Source organism: Flavobacterium sp. AC267, assembly GCF_979258715.1.
The window spans coordinates 4,000,589-4,021,966 of the sequence record NZ_OZ409875.1; the positions used below are offsets into that span (position 1 = coordinate 4,000,589).

23 protein-coding genes and 2 pseudogenes are annotated in these 21,378 nt (G+C 39.1%); 20 read left to right on the forward strand and 5 right to left on the reverse strand.

Going from position 1 to position 21,378, the window contains the following annotated elements:
- Positions 1-103 precede the first annotated feature (103 nt).
- Complete coding sequence (locus tag ACZZ95_RS21130; RefSeq protein WP_463471732.1) at positions 104-406, forward strand: T9SS type A sorting domain-containing protein; 303 nt, start codon at positions 104-106, stop codon at positions 404-406.
- Positions 407-916: 510 nt separating this feature from the next.
- The gene (locus tag ACZZ95_RS21135) at positions 917-1,945 is read left to right on the forward strand and encodes a hypothetical protein (RefSeq protein ID WP_463470535.1); all 1,029 of its coding nucleotides are present in this window, start codon (positions 917-919) and stop codon (positions 1,943-1,945) included.
- 130 nt (positions 1,946-2,075) lie between these two features.
- On the opposite strand, the gene ACZZ95_RS21140 is transcribed toward ACZZ95_RS21135, so the two are convergent.
- The 3 genes from ACZZ95_RS21140 to ACZZ95_RS21150 all read right to left on the reverse strand — a co-directional run bounded on the left by ACZZ95_RS21140 (position 2,076) and on the right by ACZZ95_RS21150 (position 3,429).
- The gene (locus ACZZ95_RS21140; protein ID WP_463470536.1) at positions 2,076-2,336 is read right to left on the reverse strand and encodes a hypothetical protein; all 261 of its coding nucleotides are present in this window, start codon (positions 2,334-2,336) and stop codon (positions 2,076-2,078) included.
- A 3-nt stretch (positions 2,337-2,339) separates the two neighbouring features.
- Positions 2,340-2,597, reverse strand: coding sequence for a hypothetical protein (locus ACZZ95_RS21145; protein ID WP_463470537.1), 258 nt, complete (start codon positions 2,595-2,597; stop codon positions 2,340-2,342).
- A gap of 583 nt (positions 2,598-3,180) precedes the next feature.
- Positions 3,181-3,429: a hypothetical protein gene (locus ACZZ95_RS21150; protein ID WP_463470538.1), complete on the reverse strand. Its 249-nt coding sequence runs from the start codon at positions 3,427-3,429 to the stop codon at positions 3,181-3,183.
- Positions 3,430-3,857: 428 nt separating this feature from the next.
- Here ACZZ95_RS21150 and ACZZ95_RS21155 point away from each other — a divergent pair, with 428 nt between their 5' ends.
- Entirely contained in the window at positions 3,858-4,091 is a 234-nt protein-coding gene (locus ACZZ95_RS21155; RefSeq protein ID WP_463470539.1) for a hypothetical protein, read from the forward strand.
- Between the two features lie 126 nt (positions 4,092-4,217).
- Here the strand turns inward: ACZZ95_RS21155 and ACZZ95_RS21160 are convergent, their stop codons facing one another.
- Complete coding sequence (locus ACZZ95_RS21160) at positions 4,218-4,730, reverse strand: response regulator (protein ID WP_463470540.1); 513 nt, start codon at positions 4,728-4,730, stop codon at positions 4,218-4,220.
- A 480-nt stretch (positions 4,731-5,210) separates the two neighbouring features.
- On the opposite strand from ACZZ95_RS21160, the gene ACZZ95_RS21165 reads away from it, so the two are divergent.
- The 8 genes and pseudogenes from ACZZ95_RS21165 to ACZZ95_RS21200 all read left to right on the forward strand — a co-directional run bounded on the left by ACZZ95_RS21165 (position 5,211) and on the right by ACZZ95_RS21200 (position 12,950).
- Positions 5,211-5,549, forward strand: a complete 339-nt coding sequence (locus ACZZ95_RS21165) for a hypothetical protein (RefSeq protein WP_463470541.1) — start codon at positions 5,211-5,213, stop codon at positions 5,547-5,549.
- A gap of 596 nt (positions 5,550-6,145) precedes the next feature.
- On the forward strand, positions 6,146-6,958 hold the full coding sequence (locus ACZZ95_RS21170; protein WP_463470542.1) for an SDR family NAD(P)-dependent oxidoreductase: 813 nt from the start codon (positions 6,146-6,148) through the stop codon (positions 6,956-6,958).
- 572 nt (positions 6,959-7,530) lie between these two features.
- A complete protein-coding gene (locus ACZZ95_RS21175; protein WP_463470543.1) occupies positions 7,531-7,797 on the forward strand; it encodes a hypothetical protein in 267 nt (88 codons plus the stop codon).
- Positions 7,798-8,181: 384 nt separating this feature from the next.
- Positions 8,182-9,948: pseudogene (locus tag ACZZ95_RS21180) on the forward strand (chloride channel protein).
- A 147-nt stretch (positions 9,949-10,095) separates the two neighbouring features.
- Positions 10,096-10,368 carry a hypothetical protein gene (locus tag ACZZ95_RS21185; protein ID WP_463470544.1) on the forward strand — a complete coding sequence of 91 codons (273 nt, stop codon included), beginning with the start codon at positions 10,096-10,098 and terminating at the stop codon, positions 10,366-10,368.
- A 38-nt stretch (positions 10,369-10,406) separates the two neighbouring features.
- On the forward strand, positions 10,407-11,150 hold the full coding sequence (locus tag ACZZ95_RS21190; protein ID WP_463471733.1) for a succinylglutamate desuccinylase/aspartoacylase family protein: 744 nt from the start codon (positions 10,407-10,409) through the stop codon (positions 11,148-11,150).
- A 154-nt stretch (positions 11,151-11,304) separates the two neighbouring features.
- Positions 11,305-11,523, forward strand: coding sequence for a hypothetical protein (locus tag ACZZ95_RS21195; protein WP_463470545.1), 219 nt, complete (start codon positions 11,305-11,307; stop codon positions 11,521-11,523).
- A gap of 116 nt (positions 11,524-11,639) precedes the next feature.
- On the forward strand, positions 11,640-12,950 hold the full coding sequence (locus tag ACZZ95_RS21200) for a TIGR00341 family protein (RefSeq protein ID WP_463470546.1): 1,311 nt from the start codon (positions 11,640-11,642) through the stop codon (positions 12,948-12,950).
- Between the two features lie 24 nt (positions 12,951-12,974).
- On the opposite strand, the pseudogene nhaA reads toward ACZZ95_RS21200, so the two are convergent.
- Positions 12,975-14,156 (reverse strand): annotated as a pseudogene (gene nhaA / locus ACZZ95_RS21205) (Na+/H+ antiporter NhaA).
- 541 nt (positions 14,157-14,697) lie between these two features.
- On the opposite strand from nhaA, the gene ACZZ95_RS21210 reads away from it, so the two are divergent.
- From ACZZ95_RS21210 to ACZZ95_RS21250, 9 genes are all read left to right on the forward strand, one after another.
- On the forward strand, positions 14,698-15,060 hold the full coding sequence (locus ACZZ95_RS21210) for a BCCT family transporter (RefSeq protein WP_463470547.1): 363 nt from the start codon (positions 14,698-14,700) through the stop codon (positions 15,058-15,060).
- Positions 15,041-15,343: a BCCT family transporter gene (locus ACZZ95_RS21215; RefSeq protein ID WP_463470548.1), complete on the forward strand. Its 303-nt coding sequence runs from the start codon at positions 15,041-15,043 to the stop codon at positions 15,341-15,343. The genes ACZZ95_RS21210 and ACZZ95_RS21215 overlap by 20 nt, the downstream gene beginning before the upstream one ends.
- The gene (locus ACZZ95_RS21220) at positions 15,273-16,175 is read left to right on the forward strand and encodes a BCCT family transporter (RefSeq protein WP_463470549.1); all 903 of its coding nucleotides are present in this window, start codon (positions 15,273-15,275) and stop codon (positions 16,173-16,175) included. Before ACZZ95_RS21215 ends, ACZZ95_RS21220 begins: the two co-directional genes overlap by 71 nt.
- A 101-nt stretch (positions 16,176-16,276) precedes the next feature.
- On the forward strand, positions 16,277-16,690 hold the full coding sequence (locus tag ACZZ95_RS21225) for a hypothetical protein (protein ID WP_463470550.1): 414 nt from the start codon (positions 16,277-16,279) through the stop codon (positions 16,688-16,690).
- 303 nt (positions 16,691-16,993) lie between these two features.
- Entirely contained in the window at positions 16,994-17,125 is a 132-nt protein-coding gene (locus ACZZ95_RS21230; protein WP_463470551.1) for a hypothetical protein, read from the forward strand.
- A 364-nt stretch (positions 17,126-17,489) separates the two neighbouring features.
- Entirely contained in the window at positions 17,490-18,740 is a 1,251-nt protein-coding gene (locus ACZZ95_RS21235; RefSeq protein ID WP_463470552.1) for a PAS domain-containing sensor histidine kinase, read from the forward strand.
- Between the two features lie 52 nt (positions 18,741-18,792).
- The gene (locus ACZZ95_RS21240; RefSeq protein ID WP_463470553.1) at positions 18,793-18,999 is read left to right on the forward strand and encodes an ATP-binding protein; all 207 of its coding nucleotides are present in this window, start codon (positions 18,793-18,795) and stop codon (positions 18,997-18,999) included.
- 744 nt (positions 19,000-19,743) lie between these two features.
- Positions 19,744-20,214: a nuclear transport factor 2 family protein gene (locus ACZZ95_RS21245; protein WP_463470554.1), complete on the forward strand. Its 471-nt coding sequence runs from the start codon at positions 19,744-19,746 to the stop codon at positions 20,212-20,214.
- A 492-nt stretch (positions 20,215-20,706) separates the two neighbouring features.
- Positions 20,707-21,351 (forward strand): helix-turn-helix domain-containing protein, encoded by a 645-nt coding sequence (locus ACZZ95_RS21250; protein ID WP_463470555.1) that lies wholly within the window; start codon positions 20,707-20,709, stop codon positions 21,349-21,351.
- Positions 21,352-21,378: the final 27 nt, after the last annotated feature.

Sequence of the window (21,378 nt, forward strand, 5' to 3'; positions counted from 1 at the left end):
GCCGGTTTTCCTCTATGATGCCCTTGACCAGTCCTATCACGATATCAGAAACGGCCAGCATGAGGTCTCTTTAGTTCCAGGAACTTTTGATGACCGCTTTAAAATCGCATTTACCAAGGGTACATTAGGTACAAATACTCCTCAAAAGAACCGCTTTTTTATTATTCAGGATAACAGGAACCAAGTTTTAAAAGCCATGAATCCCGACCAGGAGAATATCGCATCATTTACCTTGTATGATATGCTGGGAAGAGTCGTGCTTTCTAAACATAATCTGGAAGCAGAAGAGCTTCTTTTTTCAACTGCGTCAGTAAGTTCCGGTGTTTATATAGCCGTATTTACCACTGCCGGCGATACAAAAATGACGCAAAAAATCATTGTTACAAATTCTGGCGACCAGCCATAGAATCTTTACAAATATCAAACTGTTTAAAAAATCTTCAATCAAGGAATTATGGCAAAAACATTTACACTGCGAGCAAAGAGCGAGCATTACTGCTGGTTTTATTTTTTTTATCAATTTCCAGCACTGCGCAGATCGGCATTGGTACTGTTAGCCCGGATGCAAGTGCTGTTTTAGATATTTCATCTGCCTCCCAAGGCATGTTAGCGCCCCGTATGAGCTCCGCGCGGCTCAGCCGCCATTGCCAGCCCGGCGGAAAGCTTACTGGTATTTGACACTACAGTAAAATCCTTTTATTACTATAATACCCTTACATCATCCTGGGTCAAGCTGAGCAATGAAAGTACCACGAGAAATAATTATAAACTCGTAAAATCGGCATCGGATTTAGCTCCGGAACTTGCCGCTGGCGGGGGCTCGGTTTACCTTCTGGCTTCCAATACGTTTTATGAAATTAATGGTACCATTACCCTAGCAAATCCTATCAATTTAAATGACGCTTATATTTCGGGATTGGATTCCAATGAGGATATTATAAGCTCTTCGGGAGTCATCTTCCAAGGAAATACAGGGGGAAGTATCAGAAATCTTACCTTAAAAGGGACCCGAGCTTTTAACATTACAGGACCGGGCGCCGCAACAAATACCTCCCTGTTGGTGCAAAACACGGTAATAGACGGCATGACTGCAAGTGTAGGTACTATTTCGGGGCTCGGATTATTCTTTGGCAGTATTGTCCAATTTGTCAATAATGCCAATGGAATTACCTATTCCAATATCGGCAATCTGCTCCTAAGCAATCAGGCATGGCTAAACAGCAATAATGGAACATTTGAAACTTTTACCGGCGGCTTTGGGCTCATACAAAAAAACAGCGGTTTCAGTTCGGTTAACGGCAGTGATACAGCGCTGGATGTAAGTGTTGCTGGGCTTTCAGTAGGAACGGGTATATTACTGGGAACTGTTTTTTCGGGAACGACCACCGCAGTGTCTGGTTACGTCAAGGGGTATCCCGCCGCATCTACCTATCCGGGTTACAGCTTCAGTACTGCCTGGACTGTTGATGCCCCGGGGCTTTCCCGCGAGGCAGATGGTGAAGCCACAGGTGATATCAATCTGGATGCAGTAGTCGGGACCGGTGCCACAACCACATTCCCAAGTGGTACGGGCTCGGGTACCAGAAGAAAAATTGTAGGAACTACTACCTCCAATAATCTATTCCGCTTTGTAAAAGACGGTGATAATAAAATTATATATAAAGGAAATAAAACCCGTTATTTCCAAGTAGCGGGCTCGGTTTCTTATCAAGGAAATTCTGATTTAACCATTATTCTTTATATCGCCCGCAATGGGGTTGTTTTAACCGAAACGAAAGTTTATGGTAAAGGAACCACAGGCTTTTTAACAACAGCTGGTATTTTAGCACTTCCCATCATCGGCACCGTACAGCTAAAAAAAGAGGACTATATTGAGATCTGGGCCGAGCGCTACGATGGAAGTGGCAATATGCAGACCATTTCACTTAATTTAACAGCCAGATAATTTCATGCTTTCTCCTGACAGTAATTACTGGTTACTTGCCGGGAGTGACGAAACATAAAATGCATATCCAGCTGAAAAAAAATTAAAAAGAAAATAAAGAATAAAAAGAATAAAGCCGCCTAGGGCGACTTTATTTTTTAATGCGGTAAGCATTACTCAATTGTTTGATTTTAAGGTGCCGGATTGATCCTGCTCGCAAATCCGTAGGAGATTCAGGCGTCTCATCTGAATTTAATAACGATTCTGAATTTTCTTCAGCTCTTTCCTCGGATTCTTCCTGCTGATCAGGGCTGAAATCTCCAGAGCCGCTGTATTGGTTTCTCGCATTAAATCCCTGATCAGTATCCTTAAATTCTTCATTAGCTGTCTGATCTTTTTTTTGATTTTCCATAACTTATGAATTTTCGTTTTTATCCTCGGCATCGTGACCTTCCAATTTGACAAGCTTGTTGTATATTCCAAGCAGTAAAAAAGGAGTCGCCCACTGCCCTACAAATAATGCATTGTGACTTTTACCCAGACATTTTAGCGTTAGTGATGTTCCCATTGCGACCAATGAGGCATATAAAAATAAATCTGACGGCAGTTTTGAAGTTTGCTCCTCAATAGCTTTTGCCGTTGCACCTTCTGTGTTTTGATTTTCCAGTACCATAATACGTTTTATTTAAAATTAATAATTGGAAAATTAAACCTCCAGCGCACGCCATTCTTACATAATTTCCATCAAAGCTTACAACATTACATAATATAAAAAACACAATATCAATACCTTACCATTAAAATACTGCCCCACTCCTTATATCTCAAAACAGTTGCGAATATAGTTGCTCGTTTATCAATGTCTTTCCCACCACTTCCTATAACTTAAAAATTAAAAAGGAAACCGGACAGATTAACCGGCCGCTTTTAAAAAAATTCGAGCTCCCATACCTGGGGGAGTTTAGTTAGTACTCTCCCATTCTTTCAAACAGGAGGTTAGCGTAAATGTTCAGCACCTATTGCCGATAAAATGCTTGAAATGCAATTAAGGAAGTGATCTTGAAAAGGATGACTATTTAATCCCCAGGATAAAGAGCTGGAAGTTCAGCATCCTAGCACAGCTTTAAAAGCAGGCCTGCCAAGTATGGGTGTTTGTCATTTAATTGATGCCCATACAAAGTCAAAAAGCGCCTCTTTGAGAAGAGACGCTCTTTTTGTACTATTTTTTTCATAGGCTGTGTAAGAGAGCCGGCAGATTATTTGAAAATAGAAATGCTGTCTTCAAGTCGCTCTCTGGCTATAAACGCGGTAATAAACTCACGAACTTCACTATCTGCTTCGGTCTCAATGTCAAAAGAATTGATATGAAATTCTTCATCATGATCCAAGATGTGAATGATTTCCGTGTAACCCTTTGAAATTAAACTGCCTTTTAATTTAATAATATTCGACTGTCGCCTGCCGTTTAGTTCCTTACGAACTTTTAGCTTCATCTCCTTTTCCATTGCCAATAATTTTAAATAATATGCTTTTAGTTCTGATTATCAAATATAAAAATTATTCCAAGATATTTCCAGTCAGTTAAAGAATTTTGTTTGAGTTCATGCTCAATTTTGCGCAGGATTGTAATGTAAATTACGTAAGAATTATTCCTTTTCCTATAAAAACAAAAAGAATTAAGATATTAATTTTAAGCACCTTAAATCAGTTTAAATTGATTAATAATGATAATGTATAACCTTATACAAATTAAAGTGCGCCACTACAGACGCCATAGACGAGCTGGGAAAAAACAAGAGACACGACCCTAGATAAATCAAAATTGATTCAGATTAGTATACCTGCAATTTTTATGAGGCAGTAATAATAACAATAGCAGTCGATATACATTTAAATAAAGTGCGAAATCATTTTCAACAACAAAAAAAAATAAATGGAAGATCTAATAAGACAATTCGAACAAGACTTAAAAGCCCATCTGGAAAGGGTATTTAATGCTTCTTTGGAGCCCGATGCAGTTAGAAGGCTGGATCAGGCCGAAAAAACAGTTTTTGATTTTGTGGATGGTTATCTTCTCGAATCAGCACTGATCGCAAAGGATGTGGAAGGTCCCATTCAAAATGTGATGGACCAATTTGCCAGCTCAAAAATAAGCGACAGTCAATAGGCGTACATCTTTATAACATGACACTAATTTTTACGAAAATGGTTCTACAAACCACCCAAATTAAATAGAAAATAGTGTAATTATAGTACGCCAGCTCAGCACGAGAAAAGTTCAATTGCGACTTAATTAATCCTGAGATATATTTTTTTCAGAAACAAAAAATAGGTTCTTAACCGGATTCAATAAAACTTTTGTCCAGTGCGGCAGAAATACTTTCTTAAGTATTAGAATAAAACCAGCGAAAGAATTTGGTTTTTGTATATAAAGATCTGCCCCTTTGTTAAAAGTATCTTCAATATCTCCAGGATGATTGGACGTGGAAAGCATAACGGCTGGGATATCCTTGAGTTCACTATCGCTCTTTATTTCTGCCAGTGTCTCCTTACCACCTTTAACAGGCATATTAATATCTATGAAAATAAGATCCGGTTTTGGCTCATCCTCATCTTTTAAGACGCTGATCAACTGCTCTCCGTTTTCTACCGTCGTAATTTCAGAAGGAACATTTGTCGCGGTCAGAGCTTCAACAAACAAATCCTGATCATCTTTATCGTCCTCGGCCAGTATAATTTTTAGTGGCTCGACTTCATTTGAATTTAAGTCTTTAGCAGTTCCAAGAGGATTTTCTGAATTTATCATTTTAAAGCAGTTTACAGTTCCAAAAGTACTATATAAAAGCTTACAAAATTGCACCCAGGTCATAATCTTAACTGCATTAAAAATCAACAGTGCGATGGATTGTTTAGCTGTAAAGAGTAAAAATTATATAAGAAAATGCATAAAGAGTATAAATAAAAGCGATTGGCACTTTTTAATTTTACCAATAGGCCTACGTTCCTATAACATCTTGATAGAAATAGTACTTGTAATGCTTGTTGTATTTTACACTGCATGTCTTAAAATGCTTTGTATCGCAGGTGATAGTTTCCAAAGCAAATGGCGTAAAGAAAAAATTACAGAGCTTACTAATATACCGAGATAAAAAGCAAAGCAAGAATATTACCCCTATTTATTTTTCCGCATACGAGAACCAATTTTATCAGTACGCAAGTACCGCGACAATAAAACTGCACCAAAAATAGTTACTTGAGAATTAAAAATTAATTAAAAACATTTATTATGAAAACAAAGACAGAAGAAAATTTCCGTCAGCAAGACGCGGATTTTCAAAATACGGATACCAAACTGACCCCTGACCATTCCTTTACAGAAAACGCCGAACCGGATTACGGCGAAGATCTGGTAAATCAGGGGCCAGCAAACAAAGAATTTGATGGGGACAATCTTGCAAACGAGGAATTTGATCAGGAAAACCTCGACAATGATGAGCTTGACAATAACCAATCGGATACTCAGGATTTTGATGAGCTGGGTACTGATGAGATAGATACTGCAAATCTGGATAACGAAGACATTGGAAATAAAAATGATGACCAAGAACCTTTTATCACCGGCTAAAATATCGAAAGTTATAATTAGCGTACGCATTGGAAAGGCTTTCTTGGCGTAATACTTTTGTTTTCTATTTACCAGCGGCGCTTATTGTTACACCAGAAACTAGCAAAACTAGGTAAGGCAATCTATTGCTGAAAATTAAAATCTTGCAAATTTTGTGTTAGTGAAAAATAAAAAAAATGGAGCTAAAAAAAGCATCTGCTTAAAACAGATGCTTTTTTTATCCTTTTAAATCAATGCATAACACGCCTCTTTACTGCCTATTATATTAAAAACCTTCCATTTATTAAAAAAATTGCTGTCCTCCTGGAGCTTACTTTCTTGCACGATTATGTGTAAAAAGCACTCGACAGCTCACGTATTAATTGCTCTTTGTTCGCTTTATTTCCAGCTTACAATACAGTTGTTGATAGCACTAAGATGCATTTTAATCAATTAGCATCATTACCTTTTCCGAGTCGTACTCCCCAAAGAAATTGTATAAAATCACATTACAATTTTGTAAAAATAAGACTCATTAACAAATTAAATTTATGCCACAGCAAAAGACAAGTCTTTATGCTGACTACTAAACATTCCACTTTTTAATACCAAATATCATGAAAGAGAATAAAAATTATGCGCTTATTACGGGAGCTAGTGAGGGGATTGGTTACGAGCTTGCCAAGCTATTTGCAAAAGACGGTTATAACCTTGTTATTGTGGCAAGGCATATTGACGATTTAAAAAACAGGGTCGCCGAACTCAGCCAACAGGGTGTCGAGGTTATTGCCATAGCAAAAGACCTCTTTAAAAGAGAGAACGCCTTTGCCTTGTGTGACGAAGTCCAATCCAAAAATATACAGATCGACGTGCTTGTAAATAACGCTGGACAAGGGGAATACGGACTTTTCAAGGATACTGACATCCAGCGCGAACTGGACATTGTGGAGCTGAACATTGCCTCGACTATCATACTGACAAAACATTTTGCAAAACAGATGACCGCCCGCGGCTATGGCAAAATATTAAATCTCGCTTCAATAGCAAGCAAAACCCCAGGTCCCTGGCAGTCCGTTTATCATGCTACTAAAGCTTTTGTGTACTCCTTCTCCGAAGCTATAAGATATGAACTTAAAGAAAATAATATTACTGTTACCGCGCTTTTACCAGGCGCTACAGACACTGATTTTTTTAATAAGGCTTCTATGCTTCAAAGCAAAATTGTTCAGGACAAATCTTCACTGGCTGATCCAGCCGACGTGGCAAAAGACGGCTATGAGGCCTTAATGTCGGGCAAAGATAAAATTATTTCGGGCTTTAAAAATAAGGCTATGATCGGTCTGAGCAATATCATGCCCGACACTGCAGTTGCTTCCATGATGGACAACCAGCAAAAACCAGCTGACACAAAATCTGACCCGAATGTTTGATGAACCTTAGATAAAAAAAGCAATATTGTGCCGTGCTGTAAATAAAACACGCTATAGCAGTACATTTAAAATAGAAGAAATAAAAGAAAAATATACACCCACTATAGACTCACTATTTAATAATTAGAGGGGGTTCGGCCATCATGTTGGAATAAATTCGCCGCAAATGGAAACCCAAAATATTAATGACATTGCAAACTGGATTAAAAAGTACAATTAAAATGATTGCACTCCATTTTCTAAGTTTGAAATAAAAAATACAATCCTGCAAAAGTAAAATTATGCAGGATTTTTTTGATCTTAGATAGTAATACTTAGGTCCGTGCTTTTAAAAAATTGAAGCTTTTACGTGATTAAACTAATTTAACTTTTCAAATCATTATATTTGCATAAGCTGTATTGTCATGCTTTCTCTTTAGAAAAATACAATTGATGCAGATCCACTAATGAAGTATTTAAAGTTACTATCTGTTTTTTTACTCTTACTGCTTATCTTCACAACGAGCGCCGTTTCAGGTAAATCACCTGAAAGCTCTTTTGTTACGTACATAAAAGCTGACCACTTAAAAGCTGTGCTTTTAAAAACAGACTTTATAGCTTTGGACAATACTTTAGTCTCTTCTTTATTTTCCATGAAATATAAAGAGCTGGATGTTCATTTCAAATTTAAAAGCAAGATAAAAAACCGTGCAACTGCTTCGGAAAGCGATGCTTTAAATATTCCTTACAGCACTAAATCAGCACTTTTTACAACCTTCAGAAACAGCTTAATTTACGGCATTGAAGTTATTTACCACATTCAGCGCCATAATTACCTGCACCTCTACCAGCTTTTCTAATACCCATACCGCTTCTTTATATCAAAATGTCGCTTTTTTTACTGCTCTAACAGCAGACACCAGCCAGTATCCAGTAAATACCTAAATAAAAAACATATTATAAATGCAGTGTAAATACCTTCATCTGACGGCATCCCGCGCAGTGAAGTATAACCTACTGGTAATACGGAAGCTTGACTTATTCTGTTTGTAAAAACAATCTTTGTCAGCTCTCTGCTAAAAGCCAGTCTTCGGGTTTGGTTCTAAAAATTATACTGCTTGATTTTATCGTAGGCAAATAGGCACAGCACCAAATGCCTGCAAGCTTATGGTAAAAACTTTAAATCCCGCAGCTGACCTTAGGCTCTGCCTAAATCAAAATGAAAACAGTCCCGCGACAGACTCCTGAAAATAAAACAGCTCCTTATCGAAGGACAGAAAAAATTAACCCGCAAACAGTTTATTTTTCTGTCAAGCATCCTAATTGGAATTATTGCCGCTTTCGCCGTCATCTTTTTAAAAGCCTTTGCCCACGGGGTCTTCTCATTTGCGACCTACATTAACGGCATAGTAAAATTAAGCTTTATCAACAGCGTGCTTCCGGTTATCGGAATCGTATTGACAGCCTTTATAGTTAAGAGGTTCCTAGGGGGCGACCTGGAAAAGGGCACCTCACAAATCCTGTATGTAGTGGCACGTAAAGCCAGCATCCTGCCTAAAAAACAAATGTATGCCCAGATCATGACCAGTTCCCTTACCGTGGGACTAGGGGGGATCGGCTGGGCTGGAAAGCCCGATTGTCATCACCGGGGCAACATTTGGTTCCAATTTTGCCCAGCAGTTTAAATTAAGCTATCAGGAGCGCACTTTACTGATAGGATGCGGGGTGGCGACCGGTATAGCGACGGCTTTCAACGCGCCTATAGCCGGTGTGCTTTTTGCTATCGAGGTGTCGCTGGTAGATGTGACCATTGCGGCCTTTACCCCTATTATGATTGCAAGCAGCAACAGGTGCACTGGTTTCAGCAGTGGTGCTGAACGAAAATATACTGCTGGGGTTTAGAGAAAAGCAGACCTTTGATTACCACAATATTCCATTTTACGTGATGCTGGGCCTCTTTACAGGTTTCACTGCCGTTTTTTACGCCAGAAAGTTTTTAAAAACCGAACATTTTTTTGCGCACTTAAAATTCGGTCCCTATAAAAAAGCCTTAATTGGAGGAGCGGTATTGGGAATTCTTATTTTTATTTTCCCCACTCTTTTCGGTGAGGGCTATGAGAGCATTAAAATCCTGGCCGATAAGAACCCAGGCGTGCTTTTAAAGAACACACTGTTTGAATCCTATAACAACAGCTGGGTGCTCGCTGGCTTTTGTCGGATTTTCCATGTTTCTTAAAGCTTATGCTTCAGGGATAACACTAGGAAGCGACGGGAACGGCGGAAACTTTGCCCCTTCCTTATTTCTTGGCTCCTATGCCGGATATTTTTTCTCCAAACTTTTAAATCTAATCGGTTTAACGGATCTCCCGATAAGCAATTTTACCCTTGTAGGGATGGCCGGAATTCTCAGCGGGCTGTTTCATGCCCCGCTGACAGCGATCTTCCTTATTGCAGAAATAACCGGAGGCTATGATCTGATGATTCCTCTTATGATAGTGGCTTCAGTGAGCTTTGCTGTTTCAAAACGTTTTGAGAAACATTCATTGGATGTAAAAAACCTTGCCAGAAAAGGAAATGCTTTCACCAGCAATAAAGACAGCAATATTCTCTGCGACCTCAACATTGAGGATCTGGTACAAAAAGATTATCTAACCCTTACAGCAGAACAAGATCTTGAAAAAGTATCAGATCTTCTGGCACATTCCGACCAGGTTGTTTTTGGAGTGGTAAGCTCGGAGAATGAGCTCGAAGGGTTACTTTATTTTAATGACATCAGAGAAATCATTTTTGATGCCTCTCAAATTAAAAACGCCATTGTAAAAGATCTCATGACCCCGCCGGTTCAAACCATTCACCTCTTTGACAGCATGGAAACCGTTATGAATAAATTTGAGAAAAGCAATAAAATTTTTCTTCCTGTGGAAAAAAACGGGAAGTACTATGGTTTTATTACTAAATCAGATATTTTAGAATCCTACCGAAACAGACTCAGATCCATGACCTTTGAATAACTGCTTTATAAATACAAAAGATCCAAAATTGCATTATTTTAAACTTAAATAAAAACTTAAAGTAATGGATTATAATATAAAACAGCAGACAATACATTAAAACAACATAACACTAAAAGCAAACTAGCACCTGCTTTACCGTAACGCATGAAAAACTTACTCTTTTTTTTATTTTCTTTACTAATAGTTCAAACAGCACATTCTCAAAATAAGTCTCTAAAAAAGTTTCTAACCCAGCTTCAGCCAGGTGTTAAAGACACCATATTTCATTTAAGCACCCTGGATTCCATTACGGCAGATCTTCCCGCAACTCTAATCAAAGGCGACCAGAGCGGTCCCACTTTTACAATAACGGCAGGTATTCACGGAATGGAATATCCCGCTATAGCCTCTTTCGTCGCAGACTTCGCAGGGAAATAAATCCTCAAAAACTTAAAGGAAATTTAATCATTATTCCCATCATGAACCTGCAGTCCTTCTACCAAAGAACTCCTTTTGTAAACCCTTCGGACAACCTGAACTTAAACCGTGTTTTTCCAGGCGACAGAACAGGAAGTATCACCGAGGTAATTGCCAATTTTATCACCACTCAGGTTTTTGACGCCACGGACGTATTTCTGGATCTGCATGGCGGGGATGTCAATGAAGATCTAATACCCTTTATCTGTTATTACGATAACAAGGAATTCAAAGAGCAGACCCAGCTGGTTTCCCGTCTTAGTGAAAACAGCGGTTTTTCCACCATTGTGAGTTACCCCTATGTAATTGCCGAAGGCCAGCCGGCGATGTATGCCTTTAAGCAGGCCGTAAGGCTGGGCATCCCGGCACTCAGCATTGAAATTGGAAAGCTTGGCAACTGCGAGAAGTCAGATGTTTCCTTTACTAAAAATGCCGTTTACCGCATGCTCAAAGAGCCGCAAATGTATGAAAGCAAAAAAGTGATACCGGTCGCTCCTGCAAAAAACAAATACAACCGACAGGCCTATGTTTCAGGACCCGGCCAGGGATTATTTTACAGCAGTTTTAAAGCTGGAAGCAAAGTTATAAAAGAAGAGGAAATTGGCTATATCACAGATGTTTTCGGACGTAATGTGAAAATAATCACAGCGCCCCAAAGCGGCACAATTCTCTATAAGGCAGGAAGACTTCCGGTAAACGAAGGCGAAACATTATTCTGTATCGGTTATAAGGCTGTGAATTAATTTTATATAATACCGAAAGCTCCAAGATCCTGCCGCTTTGAAAAGAATTAATCTACATGAACAATACTGCCTGCTGTCAGCCGTTTACAATAGTTCGGTGCCTGCCCATTATAATAGTACTATAATTAACGCACTCAGACAAATTTAAACTCCTATGAAAAAATTTCAAATTAAAAAAACAGAGCACGGAAAATGGCTTGTATCTCACAACGAAGTACCCAAATTCAGCTGTATTTTTGAAGATAAGAAATTCAATTACGACAGAACAATCATCGGCCTTTTAGATCCAGCAGGTGATCCAGAGGAAATTCAGCTTTTGCAAAAAATGAAAAAATGGCTCAAACAATACCACAAAGATAAAATCAATGGATAATAAACCAGCCGGGGTAGTAATGAATCTGTTTGAACTCCATCCCTGTTATTAAAATAAATCCTATCTTTAAATACAGCAATGCAATATCACAGCGCTCACACTAACTTAGACAGCTCATGAGAAAAATTACTGATATTCTGAATCTTAGAGAAGGCGAAGACGACAGGGAAAAAACACTGGAGACCGTTAAAAAAAACATTTCCTTTAAAGGAGCCAATCTTTGGATACTGGCCTGCGCCATAATTGTGGCCTCGGTGGGTCTCAATGTAAACTCTACAGCTGTTATCATTGGTGCGATGCTGATATCCCCTCTCATGGGGCCTATCGTAGGGGCTGGTTTTGCCCTGGGCATTTATGACTTTTCACTGCTTAAAAAATCACTCAAAAACCTGCTCAATGCAACAGTTGTGAGTCTGGTAGTTTCCACGCTTTATTTTTACCTGAGCCCTTTCAAGGATGTGCAGTCGGAGCTACTGGCGAGAACCTCCCCGAACATTTACGATATTCTTATCGCTTTTTTTGGAGGTGTTGTCGGGGTCATTGCCGTTACGCGGTCAGAGAAAGGAAATCCTATTCCCGGAGTAGCTATTGCAACGGCATTGATGCCGCCTTTATGCACCGCAGGATATGGGATTGCAACTGCCCAGTGGAGCTTTTTTCTAGGAGCTTTCTACCTGTATTGCATCAACTGCGTTTTTATCGGTATCGCTACTTTTCTAATTATTAAATACCTGAATTATGTCGCTGTTAAACAGGTGGATGAAAAGCGACGACAAAAAGTTAAGTATATTATTGCTTTTCTCATTACTGCCATGCTCGTTCCCAGCAGTTATCTCGCCTACTCTCTATACAGGGAACAGCAGTTTAAAAAAAATGTAGAGCTTTTTGTTGAAAATGAGTTCAGCGGCAAGGGTTATACGGTGGTTTATAAAAAGACGGATTTTAACGCGAAGCAGAAAAAACTCGAACTTGCTTTCTTATCGAAACGATTTTCCGATAAGGAGATTCAGAGCCTTAAAAGCAGGCTCAACAGCAATAAGTACCTTGCCGGCACCAGCCTTCGCATCAGACAGGACAGCACCGACCGCTTTAACGACATAAAAGGCGATATCTTAAATCAGATCAAGAGCGGCGAGAATGAAATGAACGTAAAGGATGTTAAAATAATCCAGCTGGAAAAAGAGCTGGAAAAAAACAAATTTGACAACAAACAGCTCTTAAAAGAAATAAGAACCTTATTTCCTGATGTCCATTCGCTTTCCATTGCCAAAAACACTTTAGTAAATTATAAAGACAGCACCACAACGATTACCGCTGTGATCTACGATGCCTCAAAAAACCTAACAGCAGAAGATAGTGAAAAACTCACCAAATGGCTCAATGAACGTCTTTTAGTGAAAGATGCCGCATTGTTTAAAAGACAGTAAGCCCTTAAAATGAATCAACAAAAACTACAGCTGCTGTTTCTTTTTATGATACCAGCTCAGCAATACAAAACCTGATACCCCAGCCAGTATAGAAGCAGTAAGTATCGCAAATTTCGCCTCATTCTGATAGGCCTGCTCCTGAAAAGACAACAGCGCTATAAAGATGGACATGGTAAAGCCGATTCCGCCTAAAAGCCCCAGTCCAAGTACATGAGTCCATGTCGTCTGGGCAGGCAGATCAGTCGCCCTGATTTTCACCGAGAACCATGACATTAGAAAAATACCAACGGGTTTGCCCAGCAGAAGACCCAGGATAATTCCAAGTCCAAGATTCCCCGTTAGTCCCTGCGAGCATTTCGGATTCAAAAGCAATGTTAGTATTGGCCAGTGCAAAAACAGGCATGATCATAAAATTTACCGGACGAGTCAAAGCATGTTCCAGCTTTTCCAAGGGAGAGTCCGTGTCTCCTTCATTAGTAGGCGGCGTTAATGCCACAAGCACTCCAGCTATAGTGGCATGAATGCCTGAATGATGGATAAAATACCACATCACCACACCGGGCACCAGGTAAAAAACCAAGTTCTTTACTCCCAAACGGTTAAAAACCATAAGCAGTACAAATATACCCCCTGCATAACCCAGATACAGAAAATGAAGTTCGGAGGAATAAAAAATCGCAATGACCAAAATGGCAATCAGATCATCCACTATGGCCAGCGCCGCAAGAAAAATTTTAAGCCCTGAGGGAACCTTATCTCCAAGAACGGAAAGTATCCCAAGCGCAAAGGCGATATCGGTTGCCATTGGGATTCCCCATCCTTTGGCAGTATCAGGACTTTGTCCGTTGAAAAGAAAGTAAATCAAGGCGGGAACCATAACCCCTCCTACAGTCGCCAGCACCGGCAGGGCCGCATGGCGAAGAGAGGAAAGCTCTCCTTCTATCACTTCCCTTTTAATTTCAAGGCCTACCAGCAGAAAAAAAACAGCCATCAAGCCATCATTGATCCACAGCGACACCGGATACCGCAGTGCAGACCAGCTGTCTCAAATCCCAGCCGATACGCCAAAAAATCATTAAAATGTACTCCGAGTCCTGTATTAGCTATTATAAGAGAAACCAGCACACATATTAGAAGAAGGATACCACCTGCTGAGGAAGATTGGAAAAAATGCGTAAAAATTTTAAGATTGATCAGTTTTGCCATCTAACAAAAATAGTGATTAACCCTTAAAAATACCAGCAGGTTCAAAACAAAAAAGCATCCTAACCAGGCGCTTTTTAATTGTACTGGAATATCAATAGTGGAAAAACTGTTTATAAACCCTATCTCCTGGCAGATAATGCCGCCTAAGTATTGTTATTTTACGCAATTAAAGATTAAAAAACTGAAAAGGCACATCCAAATCAGCTATAAAGTACAGAGCAAAATATCGAACTATTTCGTATTTTCCTTGCAATCTGTTTTTATATGGTTAACTTTGAAGATAGAAATTATTGATACGAACACTTTAAAACAGCAGTTGTGTAAATTCGTTAGGCCTGTACAATTGCCGCCCTGATAGTTTTATGCCGCGGCTTCTCTCTAAGCCGGTATCCCTTAAGCAGTATGCGGCAAAAACACATTGATGCATACTATCCCCAGCCGTCGCATGTTTTTTTATCCGCTGTAGTATTCTTTAATTATCAGGGCTGTCTCATGCTTAACACTGTACTCTATTGAATCGTATTTTGAAAAAACTGCCTATATGAAAAAAACTATACAAAACACCACCTTTGACAAAGGCGTAGTCATTCCCGGGTCGCTCTTTATACTAGGCATCTGCGCCTTTACAGTCTTGTTTCCAGTCCCAACAGAGGCCGTGCTGGAAAGTGTCAAAAACTTCATTTTTGTAAACCTGAACTGGGTCTATGTCTGGTCAGTCACCTTATTTGTAATTTTCCTAGTGTACCTGATGTGCGGCAAATATGGGAACATCAAACTAGGCAGTAACGACAGCGAACCGGAACATTCTTTCTTTTCCTGGATAGCGATGCTTTTCAGCCGCAGGTATGGGAATCGGGCTGATGTACTTTGCTGTGGCAGAACCGATGTCCCATTATGCTGGTGAGGGTTTTGCCGGTAACCATTATAACAATCAGGCAGAAAATGCCCAGCTGTATACGTTTTTTCACTGGGGCATACATGCCTGGGCCGTGTATGGGCTGGTAGGGCTTTGTTTAGCTTATTTTACCTACCGCTATCGGTCACCGCTATCTCTGAGAAGCTGTCTGTATCCGCTTTTAAAAGAAAAAATTAACGGGGGCTGGGGAAATGCTGTGGATGTTTTTGCGCTCTGCGACGACCTTTTTCGGTATTACTACCACACTGGGTTTTGGTGTAGTGCAGATTAATTCAGGTCTCAAGGCCTTAAATATCATCCCGCAGGCGGATTTTGCCACTCAGACAGGTATTGTAGTGGTGCTCGTTACGCTGGCTGTTTTCTCGGCCATATCTGGAGTCAGTAAAGGAATCAAAATCTTAAGCAACATTAATATCTCGGCGACTGTCCTACTAATGCTATTTGTACTTATTGCAGGTCCAACGGTCTATATCATAGGCAGTTTTACACAAGGTGTGGGAAACTACATCAGCAGTTTTTTTACCATATCTTTCAATACCCATGTATACGATGAAAAATCCCTGCCGTGGTTCTACAACTGGACCATCTTATACTGGGCCTGGTGGATATCATGGGCTCCGTTTGTGGGGCTGTTTATCGCGCGTATTTCCAAAGGGCGCACCATAAAATCTTTTATCGCCGCCGTACTGTCGCTTCCGACACTCTTTAATTTGATCTGGATGTCGGTTTTTGGAAGCAGTGCGATCTGGACGGATTTTCATATTGCAGATGGAGCCTTAAGCATTCTTGCGGATAATCCTGAGACGTTAATGTTCACATTTCTGGAATACCTGCCCTTTGCTTCTATTTCCAAGGCAGTGGTAATCCTTATTGTAATTATATTTTTTATGACCTCGGCAGATTCTGGAATCCTGGTCATGGACAGCATTGCAACGAAAAACTCGCAGGTATCACCCACCTGGCAGAAAATTTTCTGGGGTGTGCTCCTCGCTGTACTCTCCCTATTATTGTCGCAGGCAGGCGGCCTGAAGGCACTTCAGACCATGACACTCATTACCGTAGCGCCGTTTGCTGTAATCATGCTCTTTATGGCGCGGCTTTAATGAAAGGCCTGGTGATCGATTACAGCTACTACCAGCGGAGCTTTGCAGTCTCAACAGTTCCCTGGTCCGGTAGATTATGGAAACAGCGCTTAAAACAGATTGTGACGCTCAAAGACCGCAGGTCAGCGGAAGCATTTATAATTATCAAAGCAGAACAGGCTTTTCTGGAACTACAGGAGGAATTTGCCCAGAGAGGAATCCAGGCCTCGGTCCAATCAGCCTCAGATCCTTTTAGTGTAGCGCTTCAAATTCCACATGACAGGATGCACAATTTTATATACGGAGTTAAAGTCCAATCCAAAAAAGTCTCAGGTTTTCTGGTAGAGGAACAGAATCTGCCTGAATTCCAGAACAGCGAGACTTACTATCCCCAAACTTATTTTGGTGATACGCGCCCTGGATACGACGTGCAGTACTTTACCAAAAATGAACTTATCAGTGATGTTTTAAAACATTACGAAAGATTTCTTGACATTACTGCAGAGGAATCAAATGAAATGTTTACCAGTAAATAAAAAAGAAAAACAGTAGGTCTGCGCCCCAAAAAGTCAGCCCCTATTTGTGGGCATTTTCATGGAAAGTGAAGTCAAGTACAGTTATCAATTCAAATTGGAATGTGCAGTATTAGCAGTTATTAAACGCAATCGGTGCATGGCATTCCTGTTTTGACACTATAATAAATAAGATCCATCCGTAGATTTTAAAGCAGAATCAGTATTAAGAACGAACTATCAATTCTTTTTGAGATCAACATAACAGCCGCAATAGATTTTGCTTAGAACGCGCTTAAATCAGCTTACATAACTTTAGTAAGCAAAGTGAATTTATGCCACGATATAACGTATTCCGAATCTATCGCGACCGATACTAATAAATACACACCACAGCCCAGTGCTAGTCAGCCTCCTGCCGATTCAGGATTTATAAGCAATAGTCCAGCATTTACGTGATAGACCGGCACAACCATACTTCACAACAGCAGTAGTACCTTTTTAATCTTCTATCTTTACCAGCTATGCTGGTTCAGATTTTAAGTACTAAATTTTAATCAACAGTGCATTACTTTCCTTTATATATCAATATACTGCGCAATAAATTGTTAAAAATTATAATTTGTTCAATATTTCAGAAAAATCATTAAACAAATTAAAGAATTATTTTTTAACTTAGTTTAAATATGATACGTAACTCTTTTTCACAACTCTGATGTAACGCAACTACATAGTAATAGTGAAACTCATTTACATTGTTATATAACTCTTTAACCTTAAAAACAAGTTAGCTTCGCACAGCACAATCTAAAATCAAATCGCCATGCAGTATGATATTAGGCTCTTACAAGATATCGTAGAAAACACCCCTCTGCCCATTGCAGTTTACTCCGGGGATAACCTTACCATAGAAATGGCAAATACTGCCATGATAAATACTTGGGGTAAAGGTCCTAATATAATTGGAAAACAGTATTTGGAAGTGTCGCCTGAAATTAAAGATGATGTTTTTTTTCAGCAGGTACTCACAGTATTGAAAACCGGTATTCCGTTTCATGGACACAATAAAAAGGTCGATCTAGTGGTGGACGGTATTTTAAAAACATATTATTTTAATTATAGTTTCATACCCCTGAAAGACCAGCAGGGAACTGTCTACGGGGTTATGAATACCGGCACGGACGTGACAGAACTTCATACAGCCAAACAGCAGGTGCAATGTGCAAAAGAAAGACTGCAGATTGCGATAGAATCATCGGGAATAGGAACCTATGAAATAGACCTTGAATCAAAAAAAATCATAACGTGCAGAAATTTTAATTCCATCTGCTCCATTGATTCTGATATCGCGCACCAAGAACTAATTGCCAGACTTCATCCTGAGGACCTTCCAATTCGAGAAAAAGCGCATCAAGAAGCAGAAATCACTGGAAAAATAAGCTACGAAGCCCGAATTGTCAATGAAGATCAATCAATAAGCTGGATTAAAATAGATGGTAAAATCATTAAAAATGAACAAGACATTCCCAGCACTATAATTGGAATCATCCAAGATATCAGCGAGCGACGACAATTTCAGCAGGAATTACAAAGACAGGTCGCTCACAGCACTGAGGAGCTCAAACGCTCTAATGATGATTTACTTCACTTTGCCAGTGTAGTAAGCCATGATCTTAGAGAACCTGTACGAAAGATTAAAATTTTCAACACCCTGCTTCGTAATGAAAAAAACACCCATTTTAACGATAAAAGCATAAATTATCTCAATAAAATCGATCATGCCAGCCTTAGAATGAACAATATCATTGAAGGCATCCTGAGTTATTCTACTATTGATAAAAGCAAAACGTCCATCCAGAATATTGATCTCAATGCAATAATTGAGAGCATAAAAACAGATTTGGAACTCATTATCAAAGAGAAAGGCGCCCTGCTGATTGCTAATGATCTGCCTGAAATACAAGGTGCCCCCATTCTCATTACCCAGCTGTTTTATAACCTGCTTCAAAATGCACTTAAATTCTCCAAGGCAGACCAGCCTCCAAGAGTCATTATAAGTCTGCAGCAAATCTGAAATTAATGGTGAGAATGCCGTACAGATTATAATCAAAGATAACGGAATTGGCATGGATCCCGCGTTCTCTGAAAAAATCTTTACAGCATTTGAAAGGCTAAATTCCAAGGACCAGTATGAGGGCAACGGCCTGGGCTTATCCCTATGCCGAAAAATTGTAAAGAGACATCACGGAACCATAACCGCTTCTGGTGAAAAAGACAATGGTGCCGTATTTACAGTGACTTTACCAATACAACAAACAGTAGAAAGCATTTAATTATAACACATTAAACATTAAACTGGAGTCGCCGTCAAAATACAACAAAATAGAAGTTTTGTTGCAGAAACTTAGTACACTGTCGCTGGATTTAATATAAATTCTGCCACAAAAACTAAGGCTTTTTCTAAAAATACTGCGTAAGTTTAAGTTTTGTGGCAGAATCGTGGCACATGATATTGTTGAAAACTAGGAATCTTGCAAAAATGTCGTCTAAGAAGCTTAGGTTCTAAACTTTTAGAGATTGATTTCCCAAGTAAATCTATCATCAATTTTCTGAAGCACACTTCATGAATGACCTCTTATTGGAGAAGTTTGAGACTGCCCAATAAAATATCAATTTAGTCCAAAAAGTTAATTTCACTTCCAGAAATTAGTTTTAGATTATTAAGCGATATAAAGTAAATGTGAGATACAAATAAGTTACAAATTCATAAATGATTACTGAACACAAAAAATTACTCTTTGAGTTTTAAGGCAAAATCGTAGTAAAAGCATTATTTATGTGAGTTTACCTAATGTTAACCTTTTATTGAAATGTTTAAAGAAGATTCGTGGTGTTTAAAAAAGAGTTTTCTCACTATACACTGCAGACAGTTTTGAAATAAAACTCATTTACAGTCATTTTCCAATGGAAAGTTAATATCTGGGCTGTTTGATTTTGCCTACTATTGATTTGAAAATAACCATTTTTGCGATGTGAAGTTACGGAAATTTGTGAAGTTAATTTTACAATATAATCTAATGGAAAATCACATGAAAACTATTCCGGAAAACACAGATAAGCTTGCTGTAATGGAAACATTGTACAGATTCGCCGCAGGCCTTGATCTGCGAGACAAAGATCTTCTTGCTTCTGCCTTTGCAGAAGATGCCATATCCGATTTTAGGCCTGCTGGAAAAAAAGCAGGCTTTGAGTACCCGGTATTACAGGGCCGTGATACTATAGTTGGGGCACTAAGGGGTTCTCTTAGTAATATAGACACTACACATTCTATAAGTAATCCAAGGGTAAGTATTTATGAAAACATAGCAAAAGTAGATGTTTTGGTAGAAGCGCGACATTTACCATCAAACGACCACTCGCGTCATTACCTTATGAAAAACAGATACGATGTGGAGATGAGCAGACAAGGCGATCTTTGGGTCATTCAGCACGTCATAATTGACAATGTCTGGAGAACTGGCGATCCAACCATCCTTTCAGAAATCTAAAAATAATTTTATTTCAAAAACAACAATTAGATTTTACATTCAAAAATGCGACTGTAATACACCGCCGCATTTTGGCTGTAAATTACTAAAACTTTATTTTTCTCTTCCTGAATTTAAATTGTTTTTACCGTTTTAAAACTGGTCTTCGGTAATTTCTTTAAAATGCTTTTTTTTTATGTAATTTTAAACAGTTCTTTCAAACTCAAAGATATTGTAAATTCAATCAATGCAACAGAATACTATCCACCCTATAAGTGACACGAAAGCGACCACTCCTTTTACCGTAGTAAAGGTACCTGCAACTGACCAGCCTTTTACATGCCACCCATACAATACAAAGGGAATTTATAAGATCAGTCTTCATCATGGACATAACCGTATTTATTATGCTGATAAGGTACTTGAGTTTAAAGAACGCGCCATTCTATTCTCAAGGCCAAATATGGTATACCGCTTTGAACAGTTTGGCCAGCAGCGACCGGTTATTTATGCGTGTTTGCCAATGATTTCTTTGACCAGTTTGTAAACATTACCAATTATCCAATTTTCGACCCCGAAGTAGCACCACTTTTGGAAATCAATGCAGATCAAATGAAGTCTTTTACACAGATTTTTCAAGAGATGGAACAGGAAATGACCGTTGATTTTAGTTATAAATATGATCTGCTTCGAAATCGGGTTTTACAGCTAATCCTTAATGCTCTAAAGCTTCTGCCCGCTCCGCAGTTGCTAATCAGGGAATCCAACAGTTCCTTTCGTATTACAGCTTATTTTAAGGAATTACTTGAGGGGCAGTTCCCAATAGTAGATCCCTCCTGCAGGATGATTTTGCGGCACCCGCTTGAATTTGCCGACACATTATTGGTACACGTAAACCATCTTAACCGATCCCTAAAAAAGGTTACCGATAAAACTACAACCCAACTCATAAGGGAACGCATAATAAAAGAGGCAAAAATACTGCTTCAGGATACAGAATGGAATATTATGGAAATAGCATGGTCACTAAGCTTTGAAGATCTTTCCCATTTCATCAAATTTTTTAAGAAAAGTACTGGTATTACCCCAAGTATTTTTAGGAAAAATCTTGTTTGCGCAACTACTTCTCCTCAAGATAAAACTAAATTGAATACATAAAATCACATTAGGGCATTAAGCGAACAA

Coding starts and splice junctions, on each gene's coding strand:
- ACZZ95_RS21165 (WP_463470541.1), top strand. CDS start 5,211: ATGAAAACAAAGACAGAAGAAAATTTCCGTCAGCAAGACGCGGATTTT.
- ACZZ95_RS21235 (WP_463470552.1), top strand. CDS start 17,490: ATGCAGTATGATATTAGGCTCTTACAAGATATCGTAGAAAACACCCCT.
- ACZZ95_RS21215 (WP_463470548.1), top strand. CDS start 15,041: ATGTCCCATTATGCTGGTGAGGGTTTTGCCGGTAACCATTATAACAAT.
- ACZZ95_RS21170 (WP_463470542.1), top strand. CDS start 6,146: ATGAAAGAGAATAAAAATTATGCGCTTATTACGGGAGCTAGTGAGGGG.
- ACZZ95_RS21155 (WP_463470539.1), top strand. CDS start 3,858: ATGGAAGATCTAATAAGACAATTCGAACAAGACTTAAAAGCCCATCTG.
- ACZZ95_RS21140 (WP_463470536.1), bottom strand. CDS start 2,336: ATGGAAAATCAAAAAAAAGATCAGACAGCTAATGAAGAATTTAAGGAT.
- ACZZ95_RS21240 (WP_463470553.1), top strand. CDS start 18,793: ATGGATCCCGCGTTCTCTGAAAAAATCTTTACAGCATTTGAAAGGCTA.
- ACZZ95_RS21195 (WP_463470545.1), top strand. CDS start 11,305: ATGAAAAAATTTCAAATTAAAAAAACAGAGCACGGAAAATGGCTTGTA.
- ACZZ95_RS21160 (WP_463470540.1), bottom strand. CDS start 4,730: ATGATAAATTCAGAAAATCCTCTTGGAACTGCTAAAGACTTAAATTCA.
- ACZZ95_RS21150 (WP_463470538.1), bottom strand. CDS start 3,429: ATGGAAAAGGAGATGAAGCTAAAAGTTCGTAAGGAACTAAACGGCAGG.
- ACZZ95_RS21145 (WP_463470537.1), bottom strand. CDS start 2,597: ATGGTACTGGAAAATCAAAACACAGAAGGTGCAACGGCAAAAGCTATT.
- ACZZ95_RS21220 (WP_463470549.1), top strand. CDS start 15,273: ATGTTTTTGCGCTCTGCGACGACCTTTTTCGGTATTACTACCACACTG.
- ACZZ95_RS21200 (WP_463470546.1), top strand. CDS start 11,640: ATGAGAAAAATTACTGATATTCTGAATCTTAGAGAAGGCGAAGACGAC.
- ACZZ95_RS21210 (WP_463470547.1), top strand. CDS start 14,698: ATGAAAAAAACTATACAAAACACCACCTTTGACAAAGGCGTAGTCATT.
- ACZZ95_RS21185 (WP_463470544.1), top strand. CDS start 10,096: ATGAAAAACTTACTCTTTTTTTTATTTTCTTTACTAATAGTTCAAACA.
- ACZZ95_RS21245 (WP_463470554.1), top strand. CDS start 19,744: ATGGAAAATCACATGAAAACTATTCCGGAAAACACAGATAAGCTTGCT.